The following is a 23,693-nucleotide window of genomic DNA, read 5'->3' on the forward strand; positions in this document are numbered from 1 at the left end:
GACCCTTGCCTTTCGGTCCCGCGCGTCACTGCCCCTTGGCGCGCTGACATGTGACCGAGACCGCGGCGCATCATCCACGATATTGACGCACCGGGCGGCTCTGGCTACCAGCATCCGATGACCTTCGATCCACCCACGCCGCGCGGCGTGCTGACCCCGAACCGACCGCTCGACGCGCTGACATGGCTGCGCGTCGGTGGCCCCGCCGACTGGCTGTTCCAGCCTGCCGATGTGGACGATCTGGCCGGTTTTCTCGCCGCGCTCGACCCGGCCGTGCCGGTCTTTACGATCGGCGTCGGCAGTAACCTGATCATCCGCGATGGCGGTATCCGCGGTCTGGTGATCCGGCTGGGGCGCGGGTTCAACGGCATCGAAATCGACGGCGACACGGTCACTTGTGGTGCCGCCGCGCTGGACGCCCATGTCGCCCGACGCGCCGGCGATGCGGGGCTCGACCTCAGCTTCCTGCGCACCATCCCGGGCAGCATCGGCGGGGCGGTGCGGATGAATGCCGGCTGCTATGGGTACTACGTCGCCGATCATCTGACCCAGGTCCGCGCCGTCACACGCGACGGCAGACAGGTGGTCCTGATGCCGCAGGATCTGCGATTCGGGTATCGTCACTCTGAACTGCCCGACGGCTGGATCATTACCGAAGCCAGCTTCCGGGCCGAACGTGGCGATCCCGATGCGCTGCATGAGAAGATGGCGCAGCAGCTGGCGAAACGTGACGAGACGCAGCCCACGAAGGAACGCAGTGCCGGCTCGACCTTCCGCAACCCGGCGGGGTTCAGCTCGACCGGCCGCGCCGATGACAGCCACGACCTGAAGGCGTGGTCGCTGATCGACCGGGCGGGTCTGCGCGGCCATAGTTGGGGCGGGGCGCAGATGTCGGAAAAGCACCCGAACTTCCTGCTGAACACCGGGGGTGCCAGTGCCGCCGAACTGGAGGCCCTGGGCGAGCTGGTCCGGCGCCGGGTGCTGGAGGACAGCGGGCATGAGCTGCAATGGGAGGTGATCCGCGTCGGCGAGCCGCTGCCCGAGGGCGGGAAATCGGGCTGAGTCAATATTCTCAGCCGGTTGGCGAGAATTGCTCTTTTGCGATTCGGCCTTTGCGGCTATTCTTGCAAAATATTGTGCAGGACCGGGGCGAACCCGGCCGCGCAGAAGGCATGAAGCCCGGATCAACCGGGCGCGAAAGGCGAAATCGTGGCGGGCAGGTCGAGCAGGACAGCCCACACCGTAGCCGTTCTGATGGGCGGACCCTCGGCCGAGCGCGAGGTGTCCCTGTCCTCGGGGCGCGAATGCGCGGCAGCGCTGCGGGTGGCGGGCTATGAGGTAATCGAGGTCGAACTCGGGGCGGACCGGGACGGCGATGCCGTCGCGCGGCTTGCCGGGATGCGGCCGGATGTCGTCTTCAACGCCCTGCATGGCCGCTGGGGCGAGGATGGCTGCGTGCAGGGCGTGCTGGAATGGCTGGACCTGCCCTATACACATTCGGGCGTGCTGGCCTCGGCCATGGCGATGGACAAGACCGTCTCGAAGCAGGTGCTGCGCGAGGCTGGGTTGCCGGTGCTGGAAAGCCTGATCGCCGATGCCGACGAGGTGCGCCGCCGCCATGTCATGGCGCCGCCCTATGTGGTCAAGCCGAATGACGAGGGCTCGTCGGTCGGCGTCTATATCGTGCATGACGGTGCCAACCAGCCGCCGCAACTGGCCGCGACCATGCCCGGACGGGTGATGGTCGAGACCTATGCGCCGGGGCGCGAACTGACTACCGCCGTGCTGGGCGATCGCGGGCTGGGCGTGACCGAGATCATCACCGATGGCTGGTATGATTACGACGCGAAATACAAGACCGGCGGATCGCGACATGTCGTTCCGGCCGGGATTCCCGAACAGATCACCGAGGCCTGCCTTGATTATGCGGTCAGGGCCCATCGTGCCCTTGGCTGCCGTGGCCTGACCCGGACCGACTTCCGCTGGGACGAGACGCGCGGGCTGGACGGGCTGATCATCCTCGAGATCAACACCCAGCCGGGCATGACGCCGACCTCGCTGGCCCCGGAACAGGCGGCCCATGCCGGAATCGACTTCCCCGCGCTGATGCGCTGGATGGTGGAGGATGCACTGTGTCGGTCGTGATCGATCATCGTCCGGGCCGCCAGCCGCAGCAGACGCCCGAACAGCCGCGCCTGCGCCGCGATCCGGCGCCGTCGCGGCTGAAATACCGGCTGGAACGGATCTGGCTGCGACCGCTTTATCGTCGTCTCGTTCGGGTCGGGGGGCCGGCCTTCCTGATCGCGATGACGGCGGGCATCTGGCTGTCGGACGAGGATCGGCGCGCGACGCTGACCGGCGGCATCGCCGGGCTGGTCGACAAGGTCCAGAGCCGCGAGGCATTCCAGGTTCGCTTGATGACGGTCGAGGGCGCCTCGCCCGTCGTCGACAAGGCGCTGCGCGCCATGCTGCCGGTCGATCTGCCGGCCTCCAGTTTCGATATCGATCTGCCGGCGCTACGGCTGCAGGTGATGCAGCTGGACGCGATCGAATCCATCGATCTGCGCATCAAGCCGGGCGGCATCCTGTCGGCGGTGGTCACCGAACGTCAGCCGGCGCTGCTGTGGCGCCATGCGCGCGGGATCGAGATCCTCGACCGAAGCGGGCATCGCGTGGCCAGCGTCACCTCGCGCGAGGTGCGCCCCGACCTGCCGCTGATCGCGGGCGAGGGGGGCGATCTGGCGACGGCCGAGGCGCTGGAACTGCTGGACGCCGCCGGGCCGATCCTGCCGCGCGTGCGCGGGCTGATCCGCCGGGGCGAGCGGCGGTGGGACCTGCTGCTGGACCACGGCCAGCGGATCATGCTGCCCGAGAGCGGTGCGGTGATCGCGCTTGAGGCGGCGATCGCGCTCGACCGGGCCGAGGACATGCTGGGCCGCGATGTGAAGGTGGTCGATCTGCGCGACCCGTCGCGGCCGGTGCTGCGGCTGGGCGTGGACGCGCGCAACACGATCCGTTCGGCCCGGGGCCTGCCGATGCTGGGGCCTGACGGGACCGTTCTCGAAGACGACAGGAAAGGGGGCTGAGGCGATGGCGGAACTGTACCAGATGCAGCGGGCGATGCGGAATATCCGGCGTGCGGCCCTGCAACGCGGCGTGATCGGCATTCTCGATATCGGCACCTCGAAGATTGCCTGCATGGTGCTGAAATTCGACGGCACCGGTACCTTCCGCGAAACTGACGGCGTCGGGCCGATGGCCGGGCAGGCCAATTTCCGCGTCATCGGTTCGGCCTCGACCCGCTCGCGCGGGATGCGGCATGGCGAGATCGAGACCATGGCCGAAACCGAACGCGCCATCCGCACCGTGGTTGCCGCCGCGCAGAAGGTGGCGGGCGTGCGCATCGACCACGTCATCGCCTGTCTCGCGGGCGGGCGTCCGGCCTCCTATGGGCTGGCGGGCGAGATCGTGCTGCAATCGGGCAAGGTTGCCGAACATGACGTGGCCTCGGTTCTGGCCGCCTGCGATGTGCCGGATTTCGGGCGCGGGCGCGAGGTGCTGCACGCCCAGCCGGTGAACTTCGCGGTGGACAACCGCAGCGGCCTGGCCGATCCGCGTGATCATGCCGGCAACCGGCTGGCCTGCGACATGCATGTCCTGACCGTCGAGGGCGATGTGCTGGGCAATGTGGTCCAGTGCATCCGTCGCTGCGATCTGGAACTGGCGGGCATCGCCTCGGCCTCCTATGCCTCGGCGCGCGCAAGCCTGGTCGAGGACGAGCAGGAACTGGGGGCGGCCTGCGTCGATCTGGGCGGCGGCGGTACCAGTGTTTCGATCTTCATCAGGAAACACATGATCTTTTCCGACAATGTCCGCATCGGCGGCAACCTCGTGACGCAGGATATCGCGCAGGGGCTGCGGGTGCCCCTGCCGGTGGCCGAGCGGCTGAAGACGCTGAATGGCGGGGTCGAGGCCACCGGGCGCGACGACCGCGACATGATCGAGGTCGGCGGCGAGACCGGCGACTGGGAGGCCGACCGCCGCACCGTCAGCCGCGCCGACATCATCGGCGTGATGCGGCCGCGGATCGAGGAAATCCTTGAGAATGTCAGGCAGATGCTTGATGCGGCGGGCTTCGACTACATGCCCAGCCAGCAGATCGTGCTGACCGGCGGCGGCAGCCAGATCCCCGGTCTTGACGGGCTGGCCGCCCGCATCCTCGGGCCGAATATCCGCTGTGGCCGGCCGCTGCGGATCGACGGCCTCGCGCATCAGTTCACCAATCCCGGCTTTTCCAGCGCCGTTGGCCTCGCCCTGTTCGCGGCGCATCCGCAGGACGAATGGTGGGATTTCGAGATGCCGGCCGAAGCCTATCCCGCGCGCAGCCTGCGGCGGGCCTATCGCTGGTTCCGCAATAACTGGTGATCGGGACAACCCGGACTATGGGGGCATCAGCCGGTGCCCACAATATTCTGCGGCCTCAGCAAGATGCCGCCGATTCTTGCTGCGCGAACCGCCATATTTTGCGGTTTTGCGCCGTTTTTCGGGTGACGCGCAAGCCACGAGAGGCTACGATTGATGCTAATACGGGGGATTCGGGCGGGCGCTCCGGCCCGTCGAGAACAGAAAAAACAGGCGGAAACCATGAACCTCAATCTGATGATGAACGATGAAGACGAGCTGAAGCCCCGCATCACCGTATTCGGTGTGGGCGGCGCGGGCGGCAACGCGGTCAACAACATGATCGAGAAGAAGCTCGACGGGGTCGAGTTCGTGGTCGCCAATACCGATGCGCAGGCGCTGGCCGGGTCGCGCGCCACCAGCCGCGTGCAGATGGGGCCGAAGGTGACCGAAGGGCTGGGCGCCGGCGCCAAGCCCTCGATCGGCGCCAAGGCCGCCGAGGAAACCATCGAGGATATCGTCGATCACCTGATGGGTGCGCATATGTGCTTCATCACCGCCGGCATGGGCGGCGGCACCGGCACCGGCGCCGCCCCGATCATCGCCCAGGCCGCGCGCGAGATGGGCATCCTGACCGTCGGCGTCGTGACCAAGCCCTTCCAGTTTGAGGGCACCAAGCGGATGCGTCAGGCCGAAGAGGGCGTCGAGGCGCTGCAGAAGGTCGTCGACACGCTGATCATCATCCCCAACCAGAACCTGTTCCGGCTGGCCAACGAAAAGACCACCTTCACCGAAGCCTTCGCCATGGCCGATGACGTGCTGTATCAGGGCGTCAAGGGCGTGACCGACCTGATGGTGCGCCCGGGCCTGATCAACCTCGATTTCGCCGATGTGCGTGCCGTGATGGACGAGATGGGCAAGGCGATGATGGGCACCGGCGAGGGCAATGGCGAGAACCGGGCGCAAGAGGCCGCCGAACGCGCCATCGCCAACCCGCTTCTGGACGAGATCAGTCTGAACGGCGCCAAGGGTGTGCTGATCAACATCACCGGCGGCTATGACATGACCCTGTTCGAGTTGGACGAGGCCGCCAATGTCATCCGCGACAAGGTCGACAGCGACGCCAATATCATCGTCGGCTCGACCCTCGACCCCGAGATGGAAGGCGCGATCCGGGTTTCGGTCGTGGCCACCGGCATCGATGCCTCGGCCGCCGTCGCCGACGTGCCCGCGCCGCGCCGCAGCATGGCCGAGCCGCTGACCCAAAGCCCGGTGGTGACCCGCAAGGAGGAACCCGAGGTAAAAGCGGACGAGGATCTTCCGGTGCCGCCGCGCCGCAACCCCGCGCCGGTCGCCGAAACCCGCGCCGCGCCCGCGGTTGATCTTGAGGACGAGATGCCGAAGCCGGCCTACCAGCCGGCAAGGGACGTGGCCCGTCCGGCGACCGCCCGGATCGACGATCCCGCCGATGTGTTCATGGCCCCGCGCGCCCCTGCCGGTGGTCGCGGTCAGCCCGGACCCGAGGTGATGGAGCGTCTGCGCCGGGCGGTGGAAAACCATGGCGAGGCCCGTCAGGGCGGCGCGCAGCCGCAGCAGGCCGAGGCAAATCGCAATCACAGCCGGATGAGCGGCCTTGGCCGCATGCTGGAGCGGATGGCCGGGCACGGCGAACCCAACGTAGTTGCGCAGAAGCCCGCAGCGGCTTCGATCGCCGAGCGCGTCAGCGACCGCGTTGCCGCCCGCGCCCGCCAGCAGGAGACCGATTTCGACGATCTGGCAAATCCGGATCATGGTCAGGACAATGTCGAAATCCCGGCTTTCCTGCGCCGTCAGGCGAACTGAGCCAATCACGAATTCCGTCGGTTTTCCGACCTTGAGGGCCGCGCGAAGCGGCCCTTTTCAATTTTAAATCAATGTTTTGAGAAACCGCAGCCCAGGGTTGTAGGGTATCCGGGCCGGATTGTTTCACCCCGTTACAATTCGTTAATTGAACGCCCCGTCGCATCGTCTTAGCTGACACTGTACCAGAGCGATTGGACTCTGGCCCAAGAACATGAAGGCAGGCATATCATGCAGGCGACGCTGAAAACAAAGGTGGTATTCAACGGGGTGGGGCTGCATTCCGGCGCCCCCGCCCGGCTGGAAATCGTCCCGGCGCCGGCAGGCTACGGGATCGTGTTCCGTCGCACCGATCTGACCCCCGCCGTCGAAATCCCCGCCCGTTGGGACCATGTGACGCCATCCAAGCTGTGCACGCTGCTGGACAATGGCCGCGGCGTCACGCTGTCGACGGTTGAGCATATCATGGCCGCACTTGCCGGCACCGGCATCCACAATGCGCTGATCCGCGTCGATGGCCCGGAAGTGCCGATTCTCGACGGCTCCTCGGCGCCTTTCGTGCGCGCTATCCTGCGCGCGGGCATCCGGCTGCAACCGGCGCCGCTGCGCGCGATCCGCGTGCTGCGGACTGTCGAGGTGCGCGAGGGTGAGGCTTTCGCCCGGCTGTCGCCGGCCGATCATCTGGAAATCGATTTCCAGATCGACTTTGCCGACGCGGCCATCGGTCATCAGGAAATGAGCCTGGACATGGCCAATGGTGCCTTCCTGCGCGAACTGGCCGACAGCCGCACCTTCTGCCGGCAGTCCGATGTCGAGGCGATGCGCCGGAACGGTCTGGCTTTGGGCGGCACCTACAGCAACGCGGTGGTCGTCGATGGCGCGCAGGTGCTGTCGCCCGGCGGGCTGCGCCATGCCGATGAGGCCGTGCGCCACAAGATGCTGGATGCGATGGGCGATCTGGCCTTGGCCGGGGCGCCGTTGCTGGCCCGCTATACCGGCCACCGCGCCGGTCATGCGATGACCAACCGGCTGCTGCGGGCGCTGTTCGCGGATCCGACGGCCTGGGCCTGGGAAACCTGTTCGCCGGCGCTGGAAGACCGGCTGCCCGGGGCCGGCGTGATGGCCCATGGCGACGATCTGGCCGCAGAGGTGATCGCGGTCTGAACCGGCCGCGATTCCCGCGTGGGTCGACCCGCTTCGGCGCATTGATAAATCCGCGCGAAATTCAACGGATTGCCATTTTGCGCCCCCTGATGTTCTGTGTTAGGACGTGCCGGCAGTCCGGTTGAAACGGGCCGCCGGATGGCAGAATCGCAGGGCAGGGTGAAGATGGCGCGCTCGAAAATCTCGGCTTCCTTGATGGCTGCGGTGCTGGCCGGCATGACGCTTGCGGGCTGCGGGTCGCAGGGCTCAAGTCAGGCCGAACGGCGCAATCTCGACCGCTTCACCGCCCAGGAAATCTACAAGCGGGGCGAATACGAGCTGGAGAACAGCCGCAACCCCGAAGATGCCGTCTTCTATTTCAGCGAGGTCGAGCGGCTTTACCCCTATTCCGAATGGGCCAAGCGGGCGCTGATCATGCAGGCCTATGCCAGCCATCAGGCCAAGAACTACGAGGAGGCGCGCGGCGCCGCGCAGCGTTTTCTTGATACCTATCCGGGCGATGAGGATGCGGCCTACGCGCAATATCTGCTGGCGCTGTCCTATTACGACCAGATCGACGAGGTTGGCCGCGACCAGGGGCTGACCTTCCAGGCGCTGCAGGCGATGCGCGCGGTCATCGAGGAATATCCCGACAGCGAATATGCGCGCAGCGCCATCCTGAAGTTCGACCTCGCCTTCGACCATCTGGCGGCGAAGGAAATGGAGATCGGCCGCTATTACCTGAAGCGCGGCCATTACACCGCCGCGATCAACCGCTTCCGCGTCGTCGTCGAGGACTTCCAGACCACCACGCAGACGCCCGAGGCGCTGATGCGGCTGGTCGAGGCCTATCTGGCGCTTGGTCTCAATGACGAGGCCCAGACGGCGGGCGCGATCCTTGGCTACAACTTCCAGTCCTCGCCATTCTATCTTGATGCCTATGCCCAGTTGCGGGGCCGGGGCCTGTCGGTCGAGGCGACCGGCGACAGCTGGCTGAACGATATCTATCGCCAGATGATCGCCGGGAAGTGGCTGTGATGCCCGTCCGTATCGGCTAGGCGCGGCCCGCGGCGCCGATATGCTGAGATCGCTGACCATCCGCGACATGCTGCTGATCGACCGGCTGGAGCTGAGCTTTGGTCCGGGCCTGAACGTGCTGACCGGCGAGACCGGGGCGGGCAAGTCGATCCTGCTGGATTGCCTGGGCTTCGTGCTGGGCTGGCGCGGGCGCGCCGATCTGGTCCGGCAGGGGGCCGGGCAGGGCGAGGTGACGGCGGTGTTCGATCTGCCGGCCGACCACCCGGCGCGGGCGGTTCTGGCCGATGCCGGAATCGGGATCGAGGATGACGAGTTGATCCTGCGCCGGGTGAATGGCGGCGACGGGCGCAAGACCGGTTTCGTGAACGACCGTCGGGTCTCGGGCGAGGTGCTGCGGCAGCTTTCGGCGGCGCTTGTCGAACTGCATGGCCAGCACGACGATCGGGGCCTTTTGAACCCGCGCGGTCACCGGGCCCTGCTGGATGCCTTCGGCGCGCTGGATCCGGGCGAAACCCGCAAGGGCTGGGCAGCCCGGCGCGAGGCCGCCCGGCGCCTCGAGGCGGCCGAGACTGCCCTGACCGCCGCGCGCGGGGAAGAGGATTTCCTGCGCCACGCGGTGAAGGAACTGGAGGATCTGTCGCCCGATACCGGCGAAGAGGCTGCGCTGGACACACGCCGGCGCGCCATGCAGGCGGCCGAGCGGATTCGCGGCGACGTTGCCCGCGCCTTGCAGATGCTGGGGCCTGAAGGGGCCGAGGGTGCGATGCTGGATGCCGGGCGCTGGCTGGAAGGCGCGGCGGACCGGGCCGAGGGGGGGCTGGACGAGCCCATCGCGGCGCTGTCCCGGGCCCTGATCGAACTGGGCGAGGCGCATCGCGGCGTCGAAGTCACGCTGGCCGCGCTGGAATTCGATCCGGGCGCCCTGGAGGCCGCGGAAGAGCGGCTTTTTGCCCTGCGCGGGCTGGCCCGCAAGCATGGGGTTCTGCCTGACGATCTGGCCGGGCTGGCAGAGGATCTGCGCGGCCGGTTGGGCCGCATCGACGCCGGAGAGGCCGCGATCGCCGATCTGCGCGCCGCGGCGGCGGCTGCCGATGCGGCCTATGCCGCGGCGGCGGCGGCACTGACCGAGGCCCGCCGCGGGGCTGCCGCACGACTGGACATTGCCGTTGCGGCCGAACTGGCGCCGCTGAAGATGGAACGCGCGGTCTTCGAGACCCGCCTGCTGCCAGCCGAGTCCGGCCCGGAAGGCGGCGACGCGGTGTCCTTCACCGTGGCCACGAACCCGGGCGCTCCGGCCGGCCCCTTGGACAGGATCGCCTCGGGCGGGGAACTTTCCCGTTTTCTGCTGGCTCTGAAGGTCTGTCTGGCGCGCGGCAACGATGCGCTGGTGCTGATCTTCGATGAGATCGACCGGGGCGTGGGCGGGGCGACGGCCGATGCGGTGGGGCGGCGGTTGCGGCGCCTGGCCGAAGGGGCGCAGGTGCTGGTCGTCACCCATTCGCCGCAGGTCGCCGCGCAGGGGGCGCATCACTTCCGCGTGGCGAAATCGGTGGCTGACGGCATGACGACTTCGACCGTTGCGCCCCTGAACGAGGCGCAGCGGGTGGACGAAATCGCCCGGATGCTGTCGGGTGACAGGGTGACCGAAGCCGCCGCCGAGGCGGCCCGGGCGCTGCTCAGCGGTTGAGCGGGCAGGAGTTGATGCCCAGGATCCGGTAAAGCGGGCAGGTGCCCAGAAGCCCGGTCAGCAGGGGCACGAAACCGATCAGCAGCAGCCAGCGATAGCTGATTTCGGGAAACAGCAGATAGCCCGCGATCAGCGCGAGGCCGATCACGATGCGCAGCGCGCGGTCAATCCGGCCGACATTCCGAGGCATGGCGAACACTCCATATACATTCCTTGTATAGAATGTGTATTGGACGACTGCGGGTCAAGAAGGCGCGACAGCGGAGGGATGCGGCAAAGCGTCCCGGTGCGGCGCCGGATCGCGGGTCAGTCGAGGATTTCGTCCTGCTGGCGCAGAATGGACAGGATCTTTCCGGTCTCGACATCGATCCTTACCAACAGGCCCGAAGCCACCGCATAGCGACTTCCCCGCGGCTCGGGGCCCAGCCCGTAGAGGCCAGGATTGCTGATCGGGTGAAAGCTGCCCTCCGGCAACAGGTCGCCGACCTGCGGCTTGCTGTCGTCGGCCAGCGCGGCCGGTATCGAGGCGCCCGGCAACAGGTGCAGAACCGGTCCCGCCGCCAGTGCGATCGCGAGACCCGTGGCCGCCGATCTGAAAAGCCTGCTCGCAACCATTCACGCCGTCCCGTCCTGCTTCAATGACGGAACGGCAGTGGGTGAAGTTTGTTCCCTGCGAAGCCCCGGGTTCCCTCAGTTTCCGGTCCGCGTGCGGTTTTTGCCGGCCAGGTGTGGCAGCATTGCCGAAAAGTCGCGGCCGCGCCCGCCCTCATCCTCGACAAAGCTGCCATAGAGCCGCGTAGCCAGGGCGCCCATGGGGGTTTCGGCATCCGCGCTGTCGGCGGCCGATTGCGACAGGCGCAGGTCCTTCAGCATCAGTTCGGCCGCGAAACCCGGCTTGTAATCATTGTCTGCCGGCGATTTCGGACCCACGCCCGGGGCGGGGCAATAGGCATTCATGCTCCAGCTATAGCCCGAACTGGTTGAGACCACGTCGAACATCTTCTGCCGGTCCAGCCCCAGCTTGTCGGCCAGCGCGAAGGCCTCGCAGGTGGCGATCATGGTGACGCCAAGGATCATGTTGTTGCAGATCTTGGCGGCCTGTCCGGCGCCTGCCTCGCCGCAATGCACCGCCTTCTGGCCCATGATGTCGAACAGCGGGCCGACGGTGCCGAAATCCGCCTCGCTGCCGCCGACCATGAAGGTCAGCGTGCCGCCCTGCGCGCCGCCGATCCCGCCCGAAACCGGCGCATCGAGGCTGCCCAGCCCGGCGGTGCGGGCCTGTTCGGCGACGCCGCGGGCGCTGTCCACATCGACGGTCGAGCAGTCGCAGAGTACCGCGCCCTGCTTCATCGCCGGCACGACCTGATCCGCGACCGCGCGCAGGATCTGACCGTTCGGCAGCATGGTGATGACGACGTCGGCACCCGCGGCGGCCTCGGCGGCGCTGGCCACGGCCGTCACGCCCTCAGGCGTCGGCGCGGCGGTGTCAAAGCCCGCGACCTCGTGGCCGGCCTTCGCCAGATTGGCCGCCATCGGGGCGCCCATATTGCCAAGGCCGATGAATCCGATCTTCATGACTATTCCTCCCAAACCAGTTCATCCGCGCCCAAGGGCGACAGCAAGGCGCGGACATGCGCATCCGATGCATCCGCCGACCATTGCGGATTGCGGTCCTTGTCGATGACCTGCGCGCGGACACCTTCCATGAAATCGGTCTCCTCGGTCGCGCGCCGCGTGAAACGGTATTCGCGGCTGAGCGAATCCTGCATCCGGGCATCACCACGCGCGGCCCGCACCATTGCCAACCCCGCCATCATCGACAGGGGCGAGTTGCGCCGGATCGGCTTCAGCGCCTCGTCATCGCCCGCAGCTTCCAGCGCCGCGACGATCTGTTCGAGCCCGTCCTTGCCGAAGGCCGACAGATCGCGCGTGGCCAGCGAGGCGGGCGGCGGCGTGGCACCGTAGATGAGCGCGGTATCGCCGGTTTCCTCCAGCCGCGCGATCAGGGCGGGCCATTCCGCCTCGGGCAGATAGCTGTCGGCGAAACCGGCATGGATCGCGTCGCCCGGCCCCATCCGGCCGGCGGTCATCGCCAGGAACTCACCGATCCGCCCCGGCGCGCGGGCCAGAAGCCAGGTGCCGCCGACATCGGGGATCAGGCCGATGCCGGATTCGGGCATGGCGATCTGGGTCGTATCGCCGACGATACGGTGGCTGGCATGGCCACCCACGCCGACGCCGCCGCCCATCACGAAACCCTGCATGAGGGCCACGATGGGCTTGGGATAATCCGCGATGGCGGCGTTCATCAGGTATTCGTCGCGGAAGAAGTCGCGCCCGACCTGATGGTTGCCCTCCAGCCCGGCGCGATAGACCGCGGCGATATCGCCGCCGGCGCAGAAGGCGCGGTCGCCCTCGGCGTCGATGATGACCAGCGCGACCTCGGGATCGTCGCGCCAGTCGTCCAGCGCGGCATGCAGATCCAGCGCCATCCGGTGGCTCAGCGCGTTCAGTGCCTTGGGGCGGGCGAAGGTGATCCGGCCGGCGCGGCCCGTTTTGCGGATGTTCAGGTCGGTCAAGGTCCTACTCCCGTTCGGCCAGCAGCGCGCGACCGACGATCAGCCGCATGATCTCGTTGGTGCCTTCGAGGATCTGGTGGACGCGCAGGTCGCGCACGATCTTCTCGATCCCGTAATCGGCCAGATAGCCATAGCCGCCATGCAGTTGCAGGCACTGGTTGGCGACCTCGAAGGCGCGGTCGGTGACGTAAAGTTTGGCCATCGCGCAGAACTTGGTGGCATCCGGGGCGCCGCTGTCAAGTTTCCAGGCCGCCTGACGCAGGAAGATGCGGGCCGATTGCAGCGCGGTTTCCATCTCGGCCAGCCGGAACTGCAGTGCCTGGAACTGGTCCAGCGATTTGCCGAAGGCCTTGCGCTCGCCCATATAGGTCAGGGTCGCGTCCAGCGCCCCCTGCGCCCCGCCAAGCGCGCCGGCCGAGATGTTCAGCCGCCCGCCATCAAGCCCGGCCATGGCATAGGCAAAGCCGCGCCCCTCCTCGCCCAGCAGGTTGTCCAGCGGCACGAGGCAATCGTCGAACTGCACCTGCGAGGTCGGTTGGGCGCGCCAGCCCATCTTGTCTTCCAGCGCCCCGAAGCTGAGGCCGGGCGTGCCGTCCTCGACGATCACCGTGCTGATGCCCTTCGGTCCTTCCTCGCCGGTGCGCACCATGCAGATATAGGCGTCCGAATAGCTGCCGCCCGAGATGAAGGCCTTGCTGCCGTTCAGCCGGTAGCCTTCATTGGTCTTGTCGGCGCGGGTCCGCAGGGCCGCCGCATCCGAGCCGCTGCCCGGTTCGGTCAGGCAATAGCTGAAAACCTTTTCCATGCTGCACAACTGGGGCAGCCAGCGGGCCTTGTCCTCGGGGCTGCCGAACTTGTCGATCATGCCGCCGCACATGTTGTGGATCGACAGGAACGAGCCGACGGCGGGGCAGGCCATGGCCAGCGCCTCGAAGACCAGCGTCGCATCCAGCCGGCTGAGACCCGAGCCGCCATGTTCCTCGCTGACATAGAGGCCGCCAAAGCCCAGTTGCGCAATCTCGGACCACAACTCGCGCGGGATGGTGCCATCGGCCTCCCATTGGCGTGCATGAGGTGCGATCCGGGTCTGCCCGAAATCCCGTGCCATGTCGAAAATGGCCTGCTGTTCTTCGCTCAGCGCGAAATCCATCTGGCGTCCTCCCCCCTCTGATCCCTTCAATTGAACGAGTGTTTAATTATCAGAACCCGCGGCTGCATGACAAGTGGCAGCCGGGATCCCGTGGCTGCTGGTGTCTGTGTATCATTCCGGACCCGTCAGTGCATGGATTGATGTCGCGGACAGATCCCACGACTCGTGTTACACGGATACGCTGTCGTGGCGGGGGTGTCTTGCACTTTCAGACGCTCAACCGGTTGGGGCAGTCCGGCCGACCGTCTCCCTCCGCGTCCAGCGCGGCAATCATGAGGGGCTTTAAGGTGTTCAGGCTGATCGAAATCACCCGTACTGGCATCTGCGCCTCACGCCCACCTCGGCAAGCTGGATCAATAAGGTAGCGCGCCGGTCCGCAGAACCGGCGCGCATGATGAGAACCCAGGCTTCGGGAAACTAGGACAGCGGAAAGCCCAGGCGCGTGACCAGCGACAGCCAGGCATTGCGCCAGCCGCCCTTGCTGTCGGCGCCGTCCAGCGCGGCCATGGTGATCTTCGCGCCGAGGGCCCGGAAGGGCTCGGGCGGGATCCAGTTCGGCTCGGTCGCGGCGAATTCCATCCGGGTTTCGGGCAGGTCCTCGCCCATCAGCTTGGCAAGCCCGACCCTTGCGCCGAAGCGGCTGGCCGAGACCCCGAAGCCGGAATAGCCACCGGCATAGATGGCCTTGCCGCCATGATAGCTCTGGAAATGGACGGCCATGCGGGTGGTCAGGGCGATCGGTCCGCTCCAGGCGTGAGAGAAGCGGATCCCTTCCAGTTGCGGGAAGGTGGTGAAGAAGGCCTCGGCCAATCGCGTATAGGGTTCGGGCGTGCGGTCCGTTTCGGGGTCGCGCGGGCTGTTCATGAAATAGCCCAGCCGGCCGCCGAACAGGATGCGCCCGTCCGGCGTCAGCCGCATGTAGTTCAGCTGCGTGCGCGTGTCATAGACGCCCTGACGGTTGGCCCAGCCGATGGCGGTGCGCTGTTCGGTCGTCAGCGGCTCGGTCGTCAGGATGCGGTCGCGCACCATCGCCACCCGTGACCGGATCCGGCGGTGACCGGAGGCAAAGGCATTGGTGCACAGCAAGACCCGTGGCGTGCGGATCACGCCATCGCGCGTCCGCACCAGCACGGTCGCGCCCTGATCCTCGATGCCCTTCATTGGGGACAATTCGTAGAGCCGCACCCCGAGGGCAATTGCGGCGCGGCGCAGCCCCCAGGCCAACCGGGCCGGATGGACGATGCCGCTGGCCTTGCGCGACCAGATCGCGCCCTCGAACAGTGGCGAATTCAACTGTTCCCGGGTCTGCTGCGCATCCAGCAGTTCGACGTCATGGCCATGGGCGTGGTGCAGGTCGTATTCGGCCTGCACCGCGGGCAGGCCGTCCTTCGATACGGCGACGGTCATTTCGCCGGTCCATTCCAGATCGGCCTCGATGCCGTGACGTTCGATGGTCGACTGGAACCCGGCCATATTGTCATGGCCAAGCGCCTCCAGTGCCTCGAGGTCGCCCGGAAAGATGCGCTGCGCATTGCTGAGCCCATGCATGACCGAGGTCGAGACGATGCCGCCCGGGCGTCCCGAGGCGCCATGGGCGATCCGGTCCGCCTCGATCAGGACCACGTCCCGCGCGGGATCGGCCTCCTTGGCCTGGATCGCCGCCCAGAGCCCGGTGTACCCGCCTCCGACCACCAGCAGGTCGGCCCGCGTGGCGCCGACCAGCGCCGCAGCCGGCGCGGGCGCGTCCTGCCGGTCCAGCCAGAAGGGAAAGAAGGTGGTGTCGTTCAGTGCAAGTTCGGCACGGGTCTGCATGGTGCTGGCCTCATGGTTCCGGTGATGGGGGATCAATCCGCGATCAGGACATAGATCTTCCGCAGCGTCTCAAGCACTTCGAAACGCCCCTCGAAGCCGCTTTTCAGCACATAGCTGTCGCCGGGGCCGAATTCCTGCGCGCCGCCATCGGCTTCGGTGATGGCCACGCGACCGGACAGGATGGTGCTGTATTCGGTGGCATCGGGCAGGGCGAGGATCTCGGCATAGGGGGTGCATTCCCAGGTGCCGATCGTGACCTTGCCCGCGTCCAGATGGAGGGCGCCGGTTTCCCGCGCCTCGCCGATCAGCACGGCCTCGGCCGGAACGGCCGAGCAGGGGGCCAGTTCTTCGGTGGAAATGCCCTTGCTGTTGATCCTGATGATGTCCGACATGTGGTCCTCCAAGTCGTTCCGAGTTGATGACGCCAGATAGCCGGAGCCCCGCGGCTTCTTAAATGAGCGATTGCCAATCGAAACATTTGGTCGCATCAATGTCGGATGAAGCTTTCGGGGTCCGACCTGCATCTGTTGCGCGTCTTCGACAGCGTCGTGCGCAACAACGGTCTGTCGGCGGCGCAGGTCGAACTGTCACTGTCGCAACCCACCATCTCGAACCATCTGACGGCGCTCGAGCAGCGTCTGGGCGTCAAGCTGTGCGAGCGTGGCCGGCGCGGCTTTGCCCTGACCGAAAAGGGCCGGGTGGTCCACGAGATCGCCCTCGAAGTCCTGTCCGGTCTTGACGTGCAGTCGCGCCGGCTGAGCGAAATGCGCGGCGCGCTGACCGGAAGGGTCCGCGTCGGCGTGGTGGATTGCGTGGCCAGCGACCTCGGTTGCCCGCTGCCCGCGACCATTGGCCGGATCGCGGCTGACGCACCGATGATCGAGATCGTCCTGTCGATCATGCGCCCCGCGGATATCAGCACCGCCCTGGCCCGGAACGAGCTGGATATCGGCATCGGCGGCTTCGATTCACGCCTGGGGGTTCTGACCTACGAATTGCTCTATGAGGAAGAACACGGCCTCTACTGCGGCAGCGACAGCCCGCTGTTTGCGCTGCCTGACGAGCGCGTCGACCGCGAATTGTGCTATGCCCAGCCCTGGGTGCATCGCGGATACTGGGGCGGCCGCCGTCAGCTGAGCTTCCAGCGTATTGATGCCGACCGCATCGTGTTCGACATCGAGGCGCAACTTCTGATGGTCCTCTCGGGCGCCTATCTCGGCCTTCTGCCCAGCCACCATGCGGCCAGCCTGGTCAGCGAGGGGCGCCTGCGGCGTCTGCCTGTCGTCGAGGACGACTACATGGCGCAGATCGAGATGGTCACCCGCGGCGGTCGGATGCCGCGGGCCGTGGCGCTGATGCGCAAGCTGCTGCTCGGCACCGCGCAATAACATTTGCCTCCGTCAATCCGACCGTTTCCGCACCGTTATATTTCGGCGCGGCCCGCCCGGGTAATTTCCAGCATCACCCACAAAATGCGAGGAGGAGGAGATGCGTGGAGGTCATTGGGGTCAGGGCGTGCAGGGGTGCGCGGATCTGGCGGGAGAGACAACTGCAAGGATTTCGGGCCGACGCCGGCAGGTGCAGCCATGATCGGGTGGCTGGACAGGCTGCTCGCCCATCCCCATCGGCAGGCGGAAGCCGGGGCCAGAGCTTCGGCGCTGGATCTGTCGAGGTTCGACGCCGACGGCTGGACCGCCCAGATCCTCGCCGGTTTCGTGGGCTCGATCGCCCTTTCGCCGCTGATGCTGCTGCCGGTGCTGGTCTATGCCTATGACGTGCATCTGGGCTTTGGTCCCGACACCGCCGGCTGGGTGGCCTCGGCTGCGCTGATCGGCCTTGCGGCGGCGACGGTTCTGGTCTCGTTCCGGACCAAGCACTGGTCGCTGGCGCGGGTCTCGGTCTTCGGCATGGCGATGATGCTGGTCTTCACTGCGCTGACCCTGTTCCTGCACGATTCGACCAGCATGTTCACCCTGACGCTTCTGGCCGGCTTTGGCGGCGGACTGACGCAGGCGGCAATCGCGGCGGCCCTGTCGCGGACCCGCCAGGCAGAGCGCGCCTTTGCGATCTTCACCTGCTTCCAGTTCGTCTATCCCGGTCTTGGCGCCTATTTCTTCCCGCGGCTGATGGACAGTTCCGCCCAGGGCTTCAACGCCATGCAATACGGTCAGTTGCTTCTGATCGCCGCCGCCATGCTGATCGCCTCCGTCGCCGGAGCCTTCCGTCTGCGTAGCGATCTGAAGGACCTGGATCCGGCCTCGGGATCGGAACAGATGGAGTGGGCGCTGATCCTGCGGGCGCCTGCGGCGCTGTCCATCGTCGGCATCATGATCTACGGTGCCTCGAACGGCTCGGTCTGGGCCTATTCGGAAGGGATCGGACGGCTGGCGGGCCTCGATATCCTCGCCATCGGGGACATCATCGCCTATGCGAACGTGATCGCCGGCATCTGTGCGCTTGGCGTGATCTGGCTGGGTAACCGGGTGGGGCATTTCATCCCGCTGATCGGGGGTATCTTCGGGCAGTTGCTGTCGGTCTATATCATGCTGGCCTTCCAGACCCCTGCCGGATACATCTGGGGCACGATGATCTTCACGATCTCATGGGCCATCGTCTTCCCGTATTTCCTCAGCATCCAGTCCGATCTGGACCATTCCGGCACCGTGGTGGCCTTCGGTCAGTTCACCAATCTGGTCGGCACCGCCGTCGGTCCCGCCCTCGCCGCGGTCTTTGTCGGAGAGGAGGGGGATTTCACCGGCGCGATCTGGATCGCCATTGCCATGACGGTGCTGGCGCTGATCCCGATGATCCTGATCCCGGCCGTGACCCGGCGTGCCCGCACAGCCGAAGCCTGATCCAGCGGATCAGTTTCAAGGACACGGCAGGCCGACCCTTGTCGGCCTGCCGTTTTTCCTGTCCGGCCCCGACCTGTCAGCGATGTTCTTCGGCGGCGGTATCGGACAGGGCCTGATTGAGGGCGCGCAGGGCGTCCACGTGATAGACGGTTCCGACGACTTCCAGATCGGTCATCTCGGCGTCCCCGGAGCGGGGCGGGCGGATCACCGGCAGGAACGCGGCTCCGGTGCGGTCGAACTCGCGCAGCGCCGTTTCCAGCCTCATCCCCTCGGTCAGCGCCTGCCCGGCGGCGGCGAGGTTGCGGACCAGATCGGGCGAGGGGGCATCCTCGGCATCCATGCCCCGGATCAGCGCCGAGATGCGCATCTTCTGCGGCAGCCAGACCTGTGGCCCCTCGGCGATGCTGACGCCGCGATGCTCGAGCTGGGTCAGGAAGAAGGACCGATGCACCAGCCGCGAGGCGAGCGCGGAACTGAGCGATACGGCGGTCATCACCGCGATCCCCGTCTGCCAGTCGCCGGTCATCTCGAAGACGATCAATGCGGTCGAGATCGGCGCACCCAGCACCGCAGCCCCCACCGCGCCCATGCCGGCAAAGGCATAGAGGTTCACCGTGCCTGACACCTGCGGCAGAACCGCCGTGGCGATGATCCCGAAGGCAAGCCCGGTCAGCGAGCCCATGACCAGAGCGGGCGAGAAGACCCCGCCGCCCATGCGCCCGCCGAAGGTGATGGCCACCGCCACGGCCTTGACCACGGCGAAGATGATCGCCTCGGCCAGCCCGATCTGCCCGGACAGGGCGGCGGCGGTCGTCTCGTAGCCGACGCCGATGATATGGGGGAACGGGATGGCGATGGCGCCCAGCAACAGCCCGGCGAGGGCCGGGCGCAGCCAGCGCGGCAGGCCGGTCCGGGCCAGAACGCGGTCGCCCACCCGCTCGGCGCGGAAGATGGCCGACATCATCGCCACCGCCACCAGCGCCGAGACCAGGCCCAGCAGCATGAAGGCCGGAAGTTCGACATAGAAGGCCAGATCGATCTGCTGCGGCAGGGTGAATTCGGTCAGCCCGCCGAATTCCAGCCGGTTGATGACCGTGCCGGCGACCGCGGCGATGGCGATGGGCGCGAATGTCCGGGCCGCGAAATGCCGCAGCACCACCTCATGCGCGAAGAGGGCGCCGGCGATGGGGGCGTTGAAGCTGGCCGCGACCGCGCCGGCGACGGCACAGCCCAGCAGGCTGCGCCCGGTGATCGGGCTGGCCTTGATGCGGCGTGCGACGGCGGTCGAGACGACCCCGGCCAGGTGCACTACCGGACCCTCGCGCCCCGAGCTGCCGCCCGTGCCCAGCGTGATCAGCGAGGCCGCGGCGGAGGCCAGCCCCTCGCGGATCTCGACCCGCCCGCCTTCGAGTGCGGCGTCCTCGATCACGTCCGCCACCGCCCGGACCCGCCCGTCCCCGGTAAAGCGGTCGAGGATCAGCCCGACGACCAGCCCGCCGAAGACCGGCACGATCAGCACCCAGTACCAGGGCAGGCTGCTGGCCACCGTGGCCAGCGACAGGTCGTCGGCACCATAGATCAGCCGCTGCAACGCGCCGATGCCCAGACGAAAGGTGAGCGCGGCGAAACCGGCGGCGATCCCGATCAGCAGGGCCAGCAGCCAGAACTCGACCTGGTTCGGGCCGTGCTTGCGCATGATCTGCAGGGCGCGCAGCCCGCGCCGCAGTAGGCGGCGCCAGAGGCGCCTGTGCCAGCCGCCGTCAAGGTTGGCCCTGCCGCCATCGCCGCGGTTCGCGGCGCCACCCAGTTTCATGCTGTTCACCGTTCTCTCGCCCGCGGGCAAGCGGATCACAAATGCCCGCCGGGGTCCAGCAGCTTGGGCAGCGTGGCCTGCAGCCGGGCCATCCCGCCGGGGCGCCAGCCCAGCCGCGCCAGTGCCGTGCAGCCGGGCAGGCGCAGCGCGGCGGCGTCGGCGCGTTCGGGCAGCGGGGTGGCGCAGCCGGTCAGTTTCGAGACCGCGGCCAGCAGGTCGTGGCGGTCAAGGATCAGGTCGCTGGCATTGACCAGCAGGGGCGGGGCAGGGTGGTCCAGAAGGCGCAGCACCGCATTGGCCAGATCGAGGCCATGCAGTTCGGTTGCGACGCGCGGCGCCGCCATCTTGCCCGCCAGATGATCGGCAAAGAGGTCGCGCCATTTATGGGCGCGTCCGGGGCCATAGATCCCGGTCGCGCGGATTGCCGTGGCACGCAGCCCGGCGGCGGCGAGGCCGGCCAGATGCGCCTCGGCCCCGGCCTTTACCTCGCCATAGAGATTGGCTGGCTTCGCGGGAAGATCGTCGGTCAGCAGCATGCCCTGCGGCCAGCCGTCATGGACCGCGCGCGAGGACAGGAACAGGATGCGCGGCACCCCGCCCGATGCCGCCGCGTCGAACAGCCGGATCGAGCCGTCCAGATTGGCCTTGCGAAAGGCGGCGGGATCGTCGCCCTCGCCGCCGCGATAGCGGCCGGGGCTGTGGGCGAAGGCGCAATGGATCAGTGCATCATGGCCCGCCAGATCGGGCGTGTCGCCCAAGTGGAAGCCGGTGTTCCGCTCCAGCCTGGTGATCCGGTGCCCGGCGGAGATCAGCGCCGGCGCGATCAGGCTGCCGACGATGCCGCCGGCTCCGGTCAGGGCAATGCGCATCAGGCGGCCGGGCGCACCTGCGCGGCCAGGTCGGGCACCGGCTGGCCGGCGGCGATCGCCCGCCACAGATCGATCAGCGGGCGCAGAAGCTGCGCCTTGTCGTGATCCTGCCAGGGCTTTTCATACTGGAAATGCAGGATGCGGATGTCTTCCCAGCTCCACAGTTCCGGCATGTTGATCCAGACATATTGCAGCATGTTGTGATGGATCGACAGGCCGTGCCAGTCGGGGAAATAATCCTGCAGGAAGGTCTGGTCGGTGCGCCGCCAGAACACCCCCGGCTGGTCCAGCCGGGCCAGCATGTCGCGGAACCGGCGCGGGTCGGGCCGGGCCGTGAAGACGCCCGAATTCATCCGGTGGAACCCGTCCAGCCCGTCATAGACATTCGGCGCGGCGCAGAATTCCGGCAGTTCGAAAAGTTTTTCCACCGAACGCAGCACCACCGCATCGGCATCGACGAAGACGCAGCGCTCGTAATCCAGCTGCCACAGCCGCAGCTTGACGAAATTGTCCAGTGGCGTGTGAAAGTCGGGCTTGCCGCCGCGGGTGAAGGCGGCGCGGGCATGCAATGCGTCGCGGGCATGGGCGCGGTCGAACCGTTCCGAGGTCGGCAAGAGGTCGGCCGCGACCAGTCTTGCGCCATGGGCGCGCAGCCGCGCCCGATGCGCGGGCTGCAGGCCGCGATGCATCACCACCAGATCGGCGCGCGTTCCCGTCAGTTTCAACGAGCGCAGCAGCGCCTCGGCGCCGGGCAGATAGTCGGGGTTGGTGACCAGCGTGACATAGGCGTGGTCGGCTGAGGCGGCGGTTTCGGCGGCAAGCCCCTCGGACAATGGCACGACCCCCTGTTTCAGAACCCGGTGGCGTGGCGGTGAGATCCAGCTTTTGTCCATGTCGTTCTGCGTCCTGCCTTCAACTCTGCGGATCGACTCGGCGGTCATTGCGGGGCCACGCTATGGCGATTTGATGACCAGTTGATGACAGAACGCAGGCGGCTTTGCCAAGTTTCATTTGCGCGCTAACCTGCTGAACACAAGCGGAGGATTGCCGATGGCCCTGCCCGAAGAGACGACCGCGCGCCTGTCCGCGCTGCTTGGCCCGCGCCTGTCGCTGGCCGCCGTGGATCGTGACCACCATGCCGCCTCGGAAAGCTTTCACCGCGCGCCGCCCCCCGATGCGGTGGCCTGGCCCGAGGCGCCGGACGAGGTGGCGCAGATCGTCCGCATCTGCGCCGGGGCGGGCGTCGCGGTGATTCCCTGGGGCACCGGAACCTCGCTGGAGGGCCATGCGCTGGCCTATCGCGGCGGTGTCACGCTCGATCTGTCGCGCATGGACCGGGTGCTGGAGGTCCGCGCCGCCGACATGCAGGCCAGCGTTCAGCCCGGCGTCACGCGCGAGGCGCTGAATACCGAATTGCGGGCGACGGGGCTGTTCTTCCCGGTCGATCCGGGCGCCAATGCCAGCCTCGGCGGGATGGCGGCGACGCGGGCCAGCGGGACGACCGCCGTGCGCTATGGCACCATGCGCGACAATGTGCTGGGGTTGCAGGTGGTGCTGGCCGATGGCCGGATCATCCGCACCGGTACGCGGGCGGCGAAATCCAGCGCCGGCTATGACCTGACCGGCTTGTTCGTCGGCTCGGAAGGCACGCTGGGCATCATCACCGAACTGACCCTGCGCCTGCACGGCCAGCCCGAAGAGGTGGCGTCGGCGGTCTGCGCCTTCGACAGTCTCGATCACGCGGTCGAATGCGTCAGCGCCACCATCCAGTCGGGGACCCCGATGGCGCGGATCGAATTCGTGGACGCCCTGACGGCGCGCGCCTTCAACCTTCATTCGGGCAGCAGCCTGCCCGAGACGCCGCATCTGATGATCGAGTTCCACGGCTCGCCCGTCACGGTACGCGAGGATGCCGCGCGGTTCGGGGAACTGGCCCGCGAATTCGGTGCGCGAGGCTTCGACTGGGCGACCACGCCCGAGGATCGTGCCCGGCTGTGGCGCATGCGGCATGGCGCCTATCACGCCTGCAAGGCGCTGCGACCCGGTGCCAGCGGCGTCGTCACCGATGTCTGCGTGCCGATGTCGCATCTGCCGCAGGCGGTGGCCGAGGCGGCGGGCGATATTGCCGCGGCCGGGCTGATCGGCCCCATCGTCGGCCATGTCGGCGACGGCAATTTCCATGCCCTGCTGCTGGTCGATCCCGAAAGCGAGTCCGAGATCGCTGCCGCCAAGCGTCTCGCGACCCGCATGGCCGAACGCGCGCTTGAGGTCGGCGGCACGATCACCGGTGAACATGGGATCGGCGTCGGCAAGCGGCCGCTGATGGCGGCGGAGCATGGCGAAGCCTGGCAGGTGATGGGCGCCATCAAGACGGCGCTGGATCCGGGCAATATCCTCAATCCGGGCAAGCTGGTGCCGGATCGGAACTGACGCCGCGACGGGGGCGGGCGTCGTCGCACCGGCAGAGGAGCTTTCCGGCGGTCCTGACGCTAAATTGACCATCGCGG

At 67.3% G+C, this 23,693-nt stretch carries 21 protein-coding genes; 11 read left to right on the top strand and 10 right to left on the bottom strand.

What is annotated here, in order from left to right; genetic code table 11:
- The first annotated feature begins 117 nt into the window (after positions 1 to 117).
- The 8 genes from murB (at position 118) to recN (ending at position 10,108) form a co-directional block, all read left to right on the top strand.
- Entirely contained in the window at positions 118 to 1,062 is a 945-nt protein-coding gene (murB, locus tag KNW02_RS09960) for a UDP-N-acetylmuramate dehydrogenase (protein WP_216033121.1), read from the top strand.
- Between the two features lie 192 nt (positions 1,063 to 1,254).
- Positions 1,255 to 2,145, top strand: coding sequence for a D-alanine--D-alanine ligase (locus KNW02_RS09965; RefSeq protein ID WP_252733649.1), 891 nt, complete (start codon positions 1,255 to 1,257; stop codon positions 2,143 to 2,145).
- The gene (locus KNW02_RS09970) at positions 2,133 to 3,086 is read left to right on the top strand and encodes a cell division protein FtsQ/DivIB (RefSeq protein WP_348524708.1); all 954 of its coding nucleotides are present in this window, start codon (positions 2,133 to 2,135) and stop codon (positions 3,084 to 3,086) included. The genes KNW02_RS09965 and KNW02_RS09970 overlap by 13 nt, the downstream gene beginning before the upstream one ends.
- A gap of 4 nt (positions 3,087 to 3,090) precedes the next feature.
- Positions 3,091 to 4,425: a cell division protein FtsA gene (ftsA, locus tag KNW02_RS09975; RefSeq protein ID WP_216033123.1), complete on the top strand. Its 1,335-nt coding sequence runs from the start codon at positions 3,091 to 3,093 to the stop codon at positions 4,423 to 4,425.
- A gap of 219 nt (positions 4,426 to 4,644) precedes the next feature.
- On the top strand, positions 4,645 to 6,243 hold the full coding sequence (ftsZ, locus tag KNW02_RS09980) for a cell division protein FtsZ (protein ID WP_216033124.1): 1,599 nt from the start codon (positions 4,645 to 4,647) through the stop codon (positions 6,241 to 6,243).
- Between the two features lie 228 nt (positions 6,244 to 6,471).
- A complete protein-coding gene (lpxC, locus tag KNW02_RS09985; protein ID WP_216033125.1) occupies positions 6,472 to 7,404 on the top strand; it encodes a UDP-3-O-acyl-N-acetylglucosamine deacetylase in 933 nt (310 codons plus the stop codon).
- Between the two features lie 165 nt (positions 7,405 to 7,569).
- The gene (locus KNW02_RS09990) at positions 7,570 to 8,421 is read left to right on the top strand and encodes an outer membrane protein assembly factor BamD (RefSeq protein WP_216033148.1); all 852 of its coding nucleotides are present in this window, start codon (positions 7,570 to 7,572) and stop codon (positions 8,419 to 8,421) included.
- Positions 8,422 to 8,461: 40 nt separating this feature from the next.
- On the top strand, positions 8,462 to 10,108 hold the full coding sequence (gene recN / locus KNW02_RS09995) for a DNA repair protein RecN (protein ID WP_216033126.1): 1,647 nt from the start codon (positions 8,462 to 8,464) through the stop codon (positions 10,106 to 10,108).
- Here the strand turns inward: recN and KNW02_RS10000 are convergent.
- The 7 genes from KNW02_RS10000 to KNW02_RS10030 all read right to left on the bottom strand — a co-directional run bounded on the left by KNW02_RS10000 (position 10,098) and on the right by KNW02_RS10030 (position 16,041).
- Positions 10,098 to 10,298: a YgaP family membrane protein gene (locus KNW02_RS10000; protein ID WP_216033127.1), complete on the bottom strand. Its 201-nt coding sequence runs from the start codon at positions 10,296 to 10,298 to the stop codon at positions 10,098 to 10,100. The two genes, recN and KNW02_RS10000, sit on opposite strands and share 11 nt — an antisense overlap.
- A 116-nt stretch (positions 10,299 to 10,414) precedes the next feature.
- Positions 10,415 to 10,723: an RcnB family protein gene (locus KNW02_RS10005; RefSeq protein WP_216033128.1), complete on the bottom strand. Its 309-nt coding sequence runs from the start codon at positions 10,721 to 10,723 to the stop codon at positions 10,415 to 10,417.
- Between the two features lie 75 nt (positions 10,724 to 10,798).
- Complete coding sequence (mmsB, locus tag KNW02_RS10010) at positions 10,799 to 11,683, bottom strand: 3-hydroxyisobutyrate dehydrogenase (protein ID WP_216033129.1); 885 nt, start codon at positions 11,681 to 11,683, stop codon at positions 10,799 to 10,801.
- Positions 11,684 to 11,685: 2 nt separating this feature from the next.
- A complete protein-coding gene (locus tag KNW02_RS10015; protein ID WP_216033130.1) occupies positions 11,686 to 12,687 on the bottom strand; it encodes an enoyl-CoA hydratase/isomerase family protein in 1,002 nt (333 codons plus the stop codon).
- Between the two features lie 4 nt (positions 12,688 to 12,691).
- The gene (locus tag KNW02_RS10020) at positions 12,692 to 13,837 is read right to left on the bottom strand and encodes an acyl-CoA dehydrogenase family protein (protein WP_216033131.1); all 1,146 of its coding nucleotides are present in this window, start codon (positions 13,835 to 13,837) and stop codon (positions 12,692 to 12,694) included.
- 417 nt (positions 13,838 to 14,254) lie between these two features.
- Complete coding sequence (locus tag KNW02_RS10025; protein WP_216033132.1) at positions 14,255 to 15,649, bottom strand: NAD(P)/FAD-dependent oxidoreductase; 1,395 nt, start codon at positions 15,647 to 15,649, stop codon at positions 14,255 to 14,257.
- A 32-nt stretch (positions 15,650 to 15,681) separates the two neighbouring features.
- Positions 15,682 to 16,041, bottom strand: coding sequence for a cupin domain-containing protein (locus tag KNW02_RS10030; protein WP_216033133.1), 360 nt, complete (start codon positions 16,039 to 16,041; stop codon positions 15,682 to 15,684).
- Between the two features lie 105 nt (positions 16,042 to 16,146).
- Here KNW02_RS10030 and KNW02_RS10035 point away from each other — a divergent pair, with 105 nt between their 5' ends.
- Together KNW02_RS10035 and KNW02_RS10040 are read left to right on the top strand one after the other, a co-directional pair.
- Complete coding sequence (locus KNW02_RS10035) at positions 16,147 to 17,037, top strand: LysR family transcriptional regulator (RefSeq protein ID WP_216033134.1); 891 nt, start codon at positions 16,147 to 16,149, stop codon at positions 17,035 to 17,037.
- A gap of 198 nt (positions 17,038 to 17,235) precedes the next feature.
- Positions 17,236 to 18,504: an MFS transporter gene (locus tag KNW02_RS10040; RefSeq protein ID WP_216033135.1), complete on the top strand. Its 1,269-nt coding sequence runs from the start codon at positions 17,236 to 17,238 to the stop codon at positions 18,502 to 18,504.
- Between the two features lie 76 nt (positions 18,505 to 18,580).
- Here KNW02_RS10040 and KNW02_RS10045 read toward each other — a convergent pair whose 3' ends face one another.
- From KNW02_RS10045 to KNW02_RS10055, 3 genes are read right to left on the bottom strand one after another with little or no spacing between them, the layout of a single operon-like run.
- The gene (locus KNW02_RS10045; RefSeq protein ID WP_216033136.1) at positions 18,581 to 20,317 is read right to left on the bottom strand and encodes a chloride channel protein; all 1,737 of its coding nucleotides are present in this window, start codon (positions 20,315 to 20,317) and stop codon (positions 18,581 to 18,583) included.
- Positions 20,318 to 20,352: 35 nt separating this feature from the next.
- Positions 20,353 to 21,186 carry an NAD-dependent epimerase/dehydratase family protein gene (locus tag KNW02_RS10050; RefSeq protein ID WP_216033137.1) on the bottom strand — a complete coding sequence of 278 codons (834 nt, stop codon included), beginning with the start codon at positions 21,184 to 21,186 and terminating at the stop codon, positions 20,353 to 20,355.
- Entirely contained in the window at positions 21,186 to 22,079 is an 894-nt protein-coding gene (locus tag KNW02_RS10055; protein WP_216033138.1) for a glycosyltransferase, read from the bottom strand. Before KNW02_RS10055 ends, KNW02_RS10050 begins: the two co-directional genes overlap by 1 nt.
- Positions 22,080 to 22,236: 157 nt before the next feature.
- Between KNW02_RS10055 and KNW02_RS10060 the strand changes: the two genes are divergently transcribed.
- Positions 22,237 to 23,616 (top strand): FAD-binding oxidoreductase, encoded by a 1,380-nt coding sequence (locus tag KNW02_RS10060; RefSeq protein WP_216033139.1) that lies wholly within the window; start codon positions 22,237 to 22,239, stop codon positions 23,614 to 23,616.
- Positions 23,617 to 23,693: the final 77 nt, after the last annotated feature.

It is taken from the genome of Paracoccus marinaquae (assembly GCF_018860165.1).
Classification (GTDB): Bacteria; Pseudomonadota; Alphaproteobacteria; order Rhodobacterales; family Rhodobacteraceae; genus Paracoccus; species Paracoccus marinaquae.

What these genes read in the sequence shown, in the direction of transcription:
- murB (WP_216033121.1), top strand. Translation starts at nt 118, where the DNA reads ATGACCTTCGATCCACCCACGCCGCGCGGCGTGCTGACCCCGAACCGA.
- KNW02_RS09965 (WP_252733649.1), top strand. Translation starts at nt 1,255, where the DNA reads ATGGGCGGACCCTCGGCCGAGCGCGAGGTGTCCCTGTCCTCGGGGCGC.
- ftsA (WP_216033123.1), top strand. Translation starts at nt 3,091, where the DNA reads ATGGCGGAACTGTACCAGATGCAGCGGGCGATGCGGAATATCCGGCGT.
- ftsZ (WP_216033124.1), top strand. Translation starts at nt 4,645, where the DNA reads ATGAACCTCAATCTGATGATGAACGATGAAGACGAGCTGAAGCCCCGC.
- lpxC (WP_216033125.1), top strand. Translation starts at nt 6,472, where the DNA reads ATGCAGGCGACGCTGAAAACAAAGGTGGTATTCAACGGGGTGGGGCTG.
- KNW02_RS09990 (WP_216033148.1), top strand. Translation starts at nt 7,570, where the DNA reads ATGGCGCGCTCGAAAATCTCGGCTTCCTTGATGGCTGCGGTGCTGGCC.
- recN (WP_216033126.1), top strand. Translation starts at nt 8,462, where the DNA reads ATGCTGAGATCGCTGACCATCCGCGACATGCTGCTGATCGACCGGCTG.
- KNW02_RS10000 (WP_216033127.1), bottom strand. Translation starts at nt 10,298, where the DNA reads ATGCCTCGGAATGTCGGCCGGATTGACCGCGCGCTGCGCATCGTGATC.
- KNW02_RS10005 (WP_216033128.1), bottom strand. Translation starts at nt 10,723, where the DNA reads ATGGTTGCGAGCAGGCTTTTCAGATCGGCGGCCACGGGTCTCGCGATC.
- mmsB (WP_216033129.1), bottom strand. Translation starts at nt 11,683, where the DNA reads ATGAAGATCGGATTCATCGGCCTTGGCAATATGGGCGCCCCGATGGCG.
- KNW02_RS10020 (WP_216033131.1), bottom strand. Translation starts at nt 13,837, where the DNA reads ATGGATTTCGCGCTGAGCGAAGAACAGCAGGCCATTTTCGACATGGCA.
- KNW02_RS10025 (WP_216033132.1), bottom strand. Translation starts at nt 15,649, where the DNA reads ATGCAGACCCGTGCCGAACTTGCACTGAACGACACCACCTTCTTTCCC.
- KNW02_RS10030 (WP_216033133.1), bottom strand. Translation starts at nt 16,041, where the DNA reads ATGTCGGACATCATCAGGATCAACAGCAAGGGCATTTCCACCGAAGAA.
- KNW02_RS10035 (WP_216033134.1), top strand. Translation starts at nt 16,147, where the DNA reads ATGAAGCTTTCGGGGTCCGACCTGCATCTGTTGCGCGTCTTCGACAGC.
- KNW02_RS10040 (WP_216033135.1), top strand. Translation starts at nt 17,236, where the DNA reads ATGATCGGGTGGCTGGACAGGCTGCTCGCCCATCCCCATCGGCAGGCG.
- KNW02_RS10045 (WP_216033136.1), bottom strand. Translation starts at nt 20,317, where the DNA reads ATGAAACTGGGTGGCGCCGCGAACCGCGGCGATGGCGGCAGGGCCAAC.
- KNW02_RS10050 (WP_216033137.1), bottom strand. Translation starts at nt 21,186, where the DNA reads ATGCGCATTGCCCTGACCGGAGCCGGCGGCATCGTCGGCAGCCTGATC.
- KNW02_RS10055 (WP_216033138.1), bottom strand. Translation starts at nt 22,079, where the DNA reads ATGGACAAAAGCTGGATCTCACCGCCACGCCACCGGGTTCTGAAACAG.
- KNW02_RS10060 (WP_216033139.1), top strand. Translation starts at nt 22,237, where the DNA reads ATGGCCCTGCCCGAAGAGACGACCGCGCGCCTGTCCGCGCTGCTTGGC.